The organism is Pseudofrankia asymbiotica, assembly GCF_001983105.1.
Taxonomy (GTDB): domain Bacteria; phylum Actinomycetota; class Actinomycetes; order Frankiales; family Frankiaceae; genus Pseudofrankia; species Pseudofrankia asymbiotica.
This window is the reverse complement of the sequence record NZ_MOMC01000102.1, coordinates 21,260-31,063: the sequence shown is the minus strand read 5'-3', so window position 1 is coordinate 31,063 and position 9,804 is coordinate 21,260. Positions and strand designations below refer to the sequence as shown.

The 9,804-nt window shown below is 69.0% G+C and carries 4 protein-coding genes; 3 read left to right on the top strand and 1 reads right to left on the bottom strand.

What is annotated here, in order from left to right; translation table 11 throughout:
* Positions 1 to 230: DUF6444 domain-containing protein (locus BL253_RS45215; RefSeq protein WP_338013772.1), on the bottom strand; the 230-nt coding region annotated here is incomplete at its 3' end.
* Between the two features lie 19 nt (positions 231 to 249).
* Here BL253_RS45215 and pglX point away from each other — a divergent pair.
* The 3 genes from pglX to pglZ are packed head-to-tail and all read left to right on the top strand — an operon-like array spanning position 250 to position 9,782.
* Positions 250 to 3,294, top strand: coding sequence for a BREX-2 system adenine-specific DNA-methyltransferase PglX (gene pglX / locus BL253_RS35825; protein WP_158230488.1), 3,045 nt, complete (start codon positions 250 to 252; stop codon positions 3,292 to 3,294).
* Between the two features lie 51 nt (positions 3,295 to 3,345).
* Positions 3,346 to 7,047: a BREX-2 system ATPase PglY family protein gene (locus BL253_RS35820; RefSeq protein WP_076822254.1), complete on the top strand. Its 3,702-nt coding sequence runs from the start codon at positions 3,346 to 3,348 to the stop codon at positions 7,045 to 7,047.
* The gene (gene pglZ, locus BL253_RS35815) at positions 7,044 to 9,782 is read left to right on the top strand and encodes a BREX-2 system phosphatase PglZ (protein WP_076822252.1); all 2,739 of its coding nucleotides are present in this window, start codon (positions 7,044 to 7,046) and stop codon (positions 9,780 to 9,782) included. Before BL253_RS35820 ends, pglZ begins: the two co-directional genes overlap by 4 nt.
* Positions 9,783 to 9,804 lie beyond the last annotated feature (22 nt).

The following is a 9,804-nucleotide window of genomic DNA, read 5'->3' as shown; positions in this document are numbered from 1 at the left end:
TTCGTGAACGGGCTGTCCGACGACGGCGGACGCGACGACGTCGAACTGTCCGTCCCGAGCCGGCGTTCGAGCTCCGCGACCCGCGCCGCCAACTCCTCGGCCCGCGCGGTCAGCCCCTCGATCAGCGCCGCCTGCCGTTCGATCAGCGCGGCCTGCCCGGCGATGACAGCCACCTGCTCCGCGACCAGACGCTCAAGCTCCTCATAGCTCGGCCGGCCCGCAAACTCCACCCCCGCAACCTAGCCGATCTTGCCCCGCCGCCCGACAACCAGGAGACCGATCACCACACAAGATCCGGAAGACAGCCGCTCAACCGAGCTGAACAGCTACCTGCAATCGGCCATCAACGAGTTCKGGCTCCGGGTCGCTGACGACGGTCAAGCGACGCCCACGATGATCGATCCAGCGTGCGGCTCCGGGCACTTCCTGCTTGGTGCGTTCGAGATGCTCCTCAATAATTGGCATGATCAAGAGAAGACCACCAACGTCAAGGCGCATGTCGAGCGGGTACTCACCCAGGTACATGGTGTCGACATCAACCCGTTCRCCGCCGCGATCGCACGCTTCCGGCTGCTAATTGCCGCTTTGAAGGCCTGCAGCATTACCCGACTCGTCGACGCGCCTGCCTGGCGCCTCCGCATCGCCATTGGTGACGCACTTCTGTGGGGTGTCGGGAACAAGCACGGCAGGCAGGATGAACTCATCCCAACCGCGGACGTGCTGGTCGGCACCCACGGCGAGGGCGAGTTTACTTACGAATACGAGGATGCCCGGGAGCTATTGGAGATTCTGGGCGCCCGGTATCACGCGGTCGTCGCCAACCCGCCGTATGTCACCGTGAAGGACCCGAAACTCAACCAGAAGTATCGTAGGTGGGACGCGTGCTACCGCTCGTATGCGCTCTCCGTTCCCTTCGCGCAGCGGATCTTCGACCTCGGCATTGAGGGCGGTTTCACCGGGCAGATCACGGCGAACTCGTTCATGAAGCGTGTTTTCGGAAAACTGCTGATCGAGAATTTCCTCCCAGAGGTCGACCTTACTCTCGTYGTCGATACAAGCGGCGCACACATCCCCGGCCACGGGACGCCGACCGTCATCATCTTCGGGCGCAACCGCCCGCCCAGATCATCGGAGCTCCAGGTCGTACTGGGGAAGAAAGGTGAGCCGCGCATTCCGGCGGATCCCGCCAAGGGGCTCGTCTGGACCGCAATCCAGTCGGTACTTCAACTCACAGGCAAGCGTAACCAGTATGTCGATCTCGTTACCCTCTCGAGAGCTGTCCTCGCACAACACCCCTGGTCGCTGACCGGTGGCGGAGCGGTCGATCTTCGAATCGAGATTGAGGCAAGTTCAAACCAGCGCATCAAGGATCTGGCCCGGGTCGCTACCGGCGCGGTCACCAGGGAGGACGACGTGTATTCAGTCGGCGCCGGAACACTCACACGTGCCGGCGTCGATGCGCGTTACCAGAAGGTACTCGTCGACAGCGAGCAGATCCGCGATTGGGGCATCCGCGATGCCATCGTTGCGCTGTGGCCTTATGGCGAGCGGTCACTCCGAGGGGAGTCGAGCCCAGCGGTCGAGAGGTTTCTCTGGCCTTTCAAGCGGCAGTTGTCCGAACGGGTCGCATTCGGGAAGAGCCAACTCGGGCGCGACCTCACCTGGTTCGAGTACTCGATGTTCTTCGCCCGGCACTACCGGATACCACGGTCCGTCGCCCTGGGGTTCTTCGCGACGCACAACAACRTCGTCTTCGACCGGGGGGGARAGGTCTTCAACCGGTCGGCACCGATAATTAAGTTTCCAGAGAACGCTTCCGACGACGACCACCTACGTCTACTCGGTGTACTGAACTCGTCGACGGCGTGCTTCTGGCTCAAGGAGGTTAGCCACGATAAAGGCAGCCAGTCCGGCACCGGCGGCTTCATGCATGACGAATGGGAGCGCTTTTACGAATTCAACGCGACCAGGCTGAAAGATTTCCCCCTGCCGGATGGCGCTCCGCTGGCCCTTGCGACCCGCCTCGACGCACTCGCGCAAGAACTCCATCGTTCGCTCCCGTCGACGGTGGTCGACGAGGGTGTGCCAGCAAGGACTKTGCTCGACAAGGCACACGCCGACTGGGATCAGATCAGAGCTGAGATGATCTCTACTCAGGAGGAGCTGGACTGGGAGGTCTACGGGCTCTACGGCCTCCTGGGGGAGGGCGCCGAGTCGTTGACCGGGGCCGACGTCGCGAAGCCACCGCTGGCGCTTGGCGAGCGGGCCTTCGAGATCGCGCTGGCTCGCCGGGTGGATGACGGATCCGAGGAGACGGTCTGGTTCACTCGTCACAACTCGACAGCGATCATCGCCGCGCCCCCGCACTGGTCCGCGGACTATCGCGCGCTCGTCGAGCGAAGGCTCCAGAAGACCGCCGATGACACATACCTCGGCTTGTTGGAGCGGCCTGAGAACAAGCGGCGCTGGGTAACGGACACGTGGGACGAAATGGAGGCCGCCGCGCTGCGGGGCTGGCTGCTCGACCGGTTGGAGGACCGCAAGCGCTGGTTCCGGCCGGACCCGACGCCGCGCACCGTCGCTCAGCTCGCGGACGAGTTGCTCCTCGACCCGGAGTTCACCTCGGTCGCCGAGTTGTACGCCCGGGACACCCCGCTGGTCGACGTGGTAGACGGCCTGCTGAAGACCGAGCACGTCCCGTTCCTCGCCGCCCACCGCTATACCGACACCGGCCTGCGGATCCGCGCCCAGTGGGAGCACACTTGGGACCTTCAGCGGCGCAAGGACGCCGACGAACGGTCGCCGGACGCGCCCGCGAGGACGTATGACATCAAGAAGCCGCCCAAGTACAAGCAGGGTGATTTCCGGGAGTACTCGTACTATCGGAACCGCGGCACGCTGGACGTCCCGAAGGAGCGGTTCGTCTCCTACCCGGAGGCCTCGCGGGACGGCACGATGCTGCTCGGCTGGGCGGGCTGGGATCATCTCCAGCAGGCGCAGGTGCTCGCGACCTATATCGCCGACCGGCGGATCGAGGATGCCTGGGGCGCCGAGCGACTCACACCGCTGCTGGCCGGCGTCGCCGAGCTGCTGCCGTGGATCCGGCAGTGGCATCCGGACGTCGACGAGGCGTTCGGCCAGAAGCCAGGTGACGCGTACGGGGGCTTCCTCGACGGCCAGCTCCTCGCGCTGGGCCTGGCCCGGGACGACCTGGCCGCCTGGCGCYCGGCGGCGAAGAAGGGCCGCGGCCGGCGTGCGTCGGCGCCGGTGGCGAGCGAGGYCGACGGCGAGTGACGACCCCCGTTATCGACGGGCCCGGAAGGGTTGAGGAGGAGACTGCCTGAGATGACCCTCGTCTCCGATGTCATCGAGGTCCCCGACATCGTGCTCGCTGGCGACTACGTCCTCGACCTGACTCAGGGCGTCAGCCAGATCGAGCGCACGCTGACTGACTACGTCGTCACAGACGAGTTGAAGGCGCGCTTCGGCGAGGCGCTCGCGCTGATCAGCAGCGCGCTGCGCTCGCGGAGCAGCAAGGCCGCCTACCTCGACGGCTCGTTCGGTTCCGGTAAGAGCCACTTCATGGCGGTGCTCGGCGCGCTGCTCCAGAACCATCCGGCCGCGCGTGGCAAGGAGGATCTCGCCGAGGTCATCGCCAAGTACGACGGTGAGGTGATCGGGCGGAAGTTCCTGATCGTCCCCTACCACCTGGTCGGCAAGACGACGGTCGAGGAGGCGGTCCTCAGCGGCTACCTGGCTCGCGTCCGCGCGCTGCACCCGGAGGCGCCGCTGCCGCCTGTCCTGGTCGACGCCCCGCTGATCGACACGGCGGTCTCCCTTCGGGCGAGGCTGGGTGACGCGGAGTTCTTCCGCATGCTCGGTGGCGGCACCCAGGGCGGCGGCTCTCGCTGGGGCTCGCTGAACGCGAACGCCTGGGACGCGGCCCGCTTCGACGAGGCCGTCAACGCCTCCCCGGAGGCTCCGGCTCGGGCGCAGCTGGTGGCCGCGGTTGGCAAGGCGCTCCCCGGCTTCGCGGACCTGGCCCGCAACGCCACGACCAGCTACATCAACATCGACGACGGCCTGGCCGCGATCAGCCAGCACGCCCACTCGCTCGGCTACGACGGGCTGGTCCTCTTCCTGGACGAGTTGATCCTCTGGTTCGCCACGAAGATGGCCGATCACAAGTGGGTGGCGTCCGAGGCGCCCAAGGTGGCGAAGCTCGTCGAGTCGTCGAACCCGAACCGGCCGATCCCGATCGTCAGCTTTGTCGCCCGGCAGCGGGACCTGCGTGACCTGGTCGGCACGAGTCTGCCCGGCACCGAGCACCTCGCTTTCCACGACAGCCTGAAGTGGTGGGAGGGGCGGTTCGGTTCGATCAAGCTCTCCGACAACAACCTCCCGGTCATCATCCAGAAGCGCGTCCTGMGGCCACGGCCGGATGTCCCCGGCGCCGTGGTCACGATCAACGCCTCGTTCGCCGCGACGGACCAGGTCCGCGCGGACATCCGGGCCGCGCTGATGACCAAGGACGCTGACCGGGACGCGTTCCGGCGGACGTATCCGTTCAGTCCGGCCTTCGTCGAGACCCTGGTCGCGCTCTCCGGATATCTCCAGCGGGAGCGGACGGCGCTGCGCGTCATCCAGCAGTTGCTTGTCGACCAGCGGGCGACCCTGGAGCTCGGCCAGCTCGTGCCCGTCTCCGATCTCTACGACGCGCTCGTCGCGCAGGACTCGCCGATCACCGGCGAGCTGGCGCTGGCCTGGCGTAACGCGCAGAAGGTCTACGAGGAGCTTCGGCGGGTGATCCTGGAAGGCCACCAGGTCACCGAGGAGCAGGTTCCGGCTCTCCCCGCCCGGCACGCGGTGCACATGGAGGATCGGGTCGCCAAGACCCTGGTGCTCGCCGCGCTGCTGCCGAAGGTCCCCTCGATGCGCGACCTCACCGCTCGCCGGATCGGCGCGCTGAACCACGGCCACATCCGGTCGATGGTGCCCGGACAGGAGGCGGCCGTCGTCACCCAGGCGGTCCGCCGCTGGGTGACGAGCGGCGCGCCGGCGCAGCTCACCGGTGACGAGGTGAGCCCGCTGCTGTCGGTGCGCCTTGAGGGCGTGAGCATCGAGGGCATCCTCGAACGCGCCAAGGGCGCCGACTCGCCGGGCGAGCGGCGGGTGAAGGCGCGCGGGCTGCTGTTCGAGGGCCTTGACACCAAGGCGGCGAAGCTCGATGGTGCCAGTCCGTTGACTGTCCTCTGGCGCGGGACGCGCCGGAGCATCGACGTGATCTACGGATACCTCTCCGACCCGGGTGACATCGGCGACGGCACGCTCATGGCGACGGACAACTGGCGCGTGGCGTTCGACATCCCCTTCGACCCGGGGAACCGGCTGGCGGTGGACTCCTTGGACCGGCTTCGCCGGCTGCGGGAGCAGCGCCAGTCAAAGACGATCTGCTGGGTCCCCAGYCGGCTGACGGCGGCCACCCAGCGCACCCTCGGCCGCTACCTGAAGCTCGGCTACGCCTCCGGGCCGAGCTTTGACCAGCTTGCCCTGGACCTGTCGGACAACGACCGGGCAATCGCGCACCAGCAACTGGTCGCCCACCGCGACGAGTTGCGGGCCCAGTTGTCGACCGCGCTCCTGCAGGCCTTTGGTCTGCTTACCGCGGAGGAGGCGGTCGTCGACACCGCCCACGGCGGCGTCGAGATGTTCTTCAGCCTGGAACCGGCGTTCGAGCCCCGCCGCCCTGGGGGCGTCACCGTGCGCGAGGGCATCGAAGGCCTGCTCGACCAGGCGTTGAGCTGGGAGTTCCCCGCGCATCCGCGGTTCCCCTCCGAAGTGCGCGCGAGCGAACTGGCCAAGGTGCACGCGCAGGTCCGCCGGGCGATCGAGCACCCCGAGCATCGGATCATGGTCGAGAGCGCCGACCGGTCCTCGATGGCGAAGATCGCCAACCCGTTGCTGCTCGGCGAGCAGGGTTCCCAGTACTTCGTGCTCGGCCACCACTGGGCAGATCATCTCGGCCGCCGGACCGTCGAGGAGGAGGCCGCGGGCAAGCCGGTCACCGTTGGCCACCTTCGAAACTGGCTCGACGACCCCAAGCCGATGGGGCTCCTGCCCGAGCACGCGGATCTCGTCGTCCAGGTGTTCGTCGAGCAGACCAACCGCGCGCTCGTCCACCAGCACGAGCCGGTCGACCTGACCAACCTGCACCGACTGCCCGCCGATGCACGGGTCGTCGCCGAGCCGCTGCCCAGCGAGGAGGCCTGGACGGAGGCACGCAGCCGGGCATTGGCCATCTTCGGCATCAGCGGTGTCAGCGAGATGCGGACCGCCCGCAATGTCGCGATGCTGGCGACCCAGATCCGCCAGGCGGCCGACGCCCAGGGGACGCGGCTTCGCGAACTGCGTGAGGCGCTGCTCGCCCAGGGACGGGTCGTGCTGCCTGCCGCCACCGAGCCGGCCAGCACCGAAAGAGTCCGAATCGCGACGGACACCCTGCGGCTCTGCGAGACCCTCACCCGGATCGGCGACAACCTGCTGCTCATCGACGAGCTGGCCACGTACACATTGCCGGCCAACGAGGCGCACCTCCGGCGCGGGTTGGACAACGCGCCCCGGATCCTGCGGTCTATCGGCGCGACGCAGTGGGCCTACTTTGAGATCGTCACGACCTGGGGGCCGGAGCACTCGCTGGGCGACCAGGCTCGCGCGCTGGTCACGGACCTGGCGACCGTCTGGGGCGCGAACGAGTTCGTTCATCCGCTGAGCCCCGCCGTCGACCAGGCGGACAAGCGTGCCCGTGAGCTGTTCACGGCCTCGAACAAGCTGACCTACAACCCCCCCGCGGATCCCGGCGGCGGGGAGGAAAAGATCCATCCGGTGGTGACCGATGGCGGCGGTGGCACTGTTCTGGTCGCCACGGCCCTGCCTGCGCAGGGCACCCGGATCGTGGACCAGGCCTCGCTCGCCAAGCTCACCGCCGACCTCGTCGAACTCGCGGCCGGCGGCCGACGGATCAGCCTGACCTGGCAGGTCCTCGAATGACCGCTGTCGTAGGTCCCGAACTCGTCGCGGCGAAGGTCGCCGAGGTCCTCAAGCAGGACGAGCACGCCCGGGCGGTCGCGCTGGCCGCCGAGCCTGTCTGGCCGTACGACGCCGAGTTGGCGCTTCCCAATGGCAGGCGCGCCCTCGTGCGGCCGTGTGTGTCGACGCTCGCGATCCGCGACGAGCTGCAGCGGGCCGCCGCGTTGCAGGAGGGGCAGGTTCTCGTCGTGCTCACCGCGCAGGAGACCGGCACACTGGGGCACAGCATCACCGCCCGCCTGGCCCGGCAGAGGGTGGTGCCGCTCGACYGGTGGCAGCAGCTCAAGGCCGAGTTCCACGCGCGCGAGATCGACCCGCTGCTCGTCAAGGAGGACTGGGCGGTCGAGGCGTTGCTGGCCGCGGCCGCCTCCGGGCTCCAGCGGCCCKCGCCCGGCGGCTACCTGGACCGGGAGAGCGCGCTCGCGACGCTGGCGGAGATCGAGGCCGGGCTCACCCCGCTAGATCTCGACCTCACCGGCCTGCTGCGGTGGAGCCTGGACGGCGCGCATCTCCTGCAGTGGCGCGCGCTCGCGCCAGCGACCCGCCAGGGGCTGAGCCGCTGGCTGATCAGCCGGTCCTCCAGGCGCGGCGCGGCCATCGAAGCCGTCCTGCGGTGCATCGAGGGGCCGTACGGCGCCGACACCGTAGCCGTCGGGCTGGTGCTCGCGGCGTTCAGCCATGACGACGTCGCCCCGGCTGCGTCGGTGCCGCGGACGATGCTGGAGACCCGGGCCGTCGACAGCGCACTCGACGTGGCCGCAGCCCGTGACTGGGGCACCGCCGCCGAAGGCCTGATCCAGCGCATGCTGGCCCTCCCGGACCGGACCGTCRCCCTCGCCGTGCGGCGGCGGGCCGAGCAGCTTCTCGCCGAGCAGGGGGCCGGCGAGTTTTCCTACCCCAGCGCCGTCCTCGAATCGGGCCTCGCCCAGCGGCTCCGACGCTTCGCCGCCACGCAGAGCGCGCTGCTACGCAAGCGGCAGCTACGCCCCGCCGATCTCAGCGAGATCGAGACAGAGCTGACCCGGCTGAAGGCGCATACCGCACCGGGGACACTCGCGCCAGCGGTGGACCGTGCCGAGATGGCCGTTCGCCTTCTCCGCTGGCTGGCCGACGAGGCCGGCGCCGCCCGGCCCGCCGCCGCCAGCGTCGCGGATGCGGCCCGGCGCCAGCAGGACCTGGACGCCTGGGTGGACATCGCCAGGGCCCGGATCTGGGACGACGACGGCGACAAGGCGGTTGTCGAGGCCAACCGGGTGCTGTGCCGGGCCGTCGACGCGCGCCGCGACACTCAGGAACATCGATTCGCCGATCTGCTCGTCGACTACGTGAGCACCGGAAGCACCACCGGCGAGGTGCTGGGCGTCGAGGACGTCGTCGGCCAGGTTGTCCTCCCGCTCGCGGCGGCRCAGCGTCTGCTCATGCTGGTTATCGACGGAATGTCGACCGGCGTGGCCCGCGAACTGCTCCTGGACCTCGCCCACGACGGCTGGGTCGAACACAGTCTCACACCTGCGCGGCCGGTGCTCTCGGCGTTCCCGTCGGTGACGCGGGTGTCGCGCACCAGCCTGCTGTGCGGCAAGCTGACCGACGGCACCCAGGCCACGGAGAGGGCCGCGTTCAGCGCCCGGGGCTGGCCGATGTTCCACAAGGGGGACCTCGGCACGGCCGGCGCCGGCGAGGCGATCTCCGCCGTTGTGCGGGCGGCTCTCGCAGGCACGGCGCCGGTCGTCGGCATCGTCGTGAACACCGTCGACGACGCCCTCGACAAGGGTGGGCGCGCTCCCTGGACCGCGGCCTCGGTCGACAAGCTGCCCGGTCTGCTCCGGGCCGCGGATGAGGCCGGGAGAGCGATTCTTCTGGTCAGCGACCACGGGCACGTTCACGAGCGCGGCTCCCGGCTTGCGGCAGACGGTTCGGGCGGCGCGCGTTGGCGCCTCGCTGGCGGCACGTCGGCCGGCGACGACGAGGTCGTGCTCACGGGCTCTCGGGTGCTCCTGGGCGGGGGCCGAGTCGTCGCCGCGTGGAACGAGCGGCTGCGCTACACGGACAAGAAGAACGGCTACCACGGCGGGGCCAGCCCGCAGGAGGTCGTGATCCCGCTCGCGCTGCTCGCCAGGACGGAGCTGGACCTGGCCGGCTGGGCTCCGCGGTACCACCCCGAACCCCGCTGGTGGATCGAACCCGTCCTGCCCACGACGGGTAAGGCCGTCGACTCCACTGGCACCACGGTGAAGAAGCGGCCCCGGCGCGGCACGGATGCCAAGGCCGCTGCCGGGTCGGACGCCGCGTTGCCGCTCGACCTGGACGCCACCGGGCCGGTCGTGGCCAGCGCGGAACATAGACCGGCCGAGCGTGCAGACGGCGGCCTGTTCGACGAGTCCGTGCTTGTTCCGCGTCCATGGGTCGAGCGGGTGCTCACGTCGGAGACCTTGCAGGCCAGGCTTGCGGGGACCCGACGTGGCGGCCTGCCCGCGGACCGGCTGGAGGTGCTGCTGCGGGTACTCCACGACCGGGGCGGCACGGCCATGCAGGCGGTGCTCGCCCGTGAGCTCAACGTGCCGCAGCCCCGGGTCGCCGGCCAGATCGTCGCCGCACAGCGCATCCTCAACATCGACGGTTACGAGATCCTTCGCACCGAAGGCGACACGGTCGCGCTCAACAGCGAGTTGCTGGAGACTCAGCTCGGCCTTCGCTGAGCGTCCGCCGACCGGGCTGCTC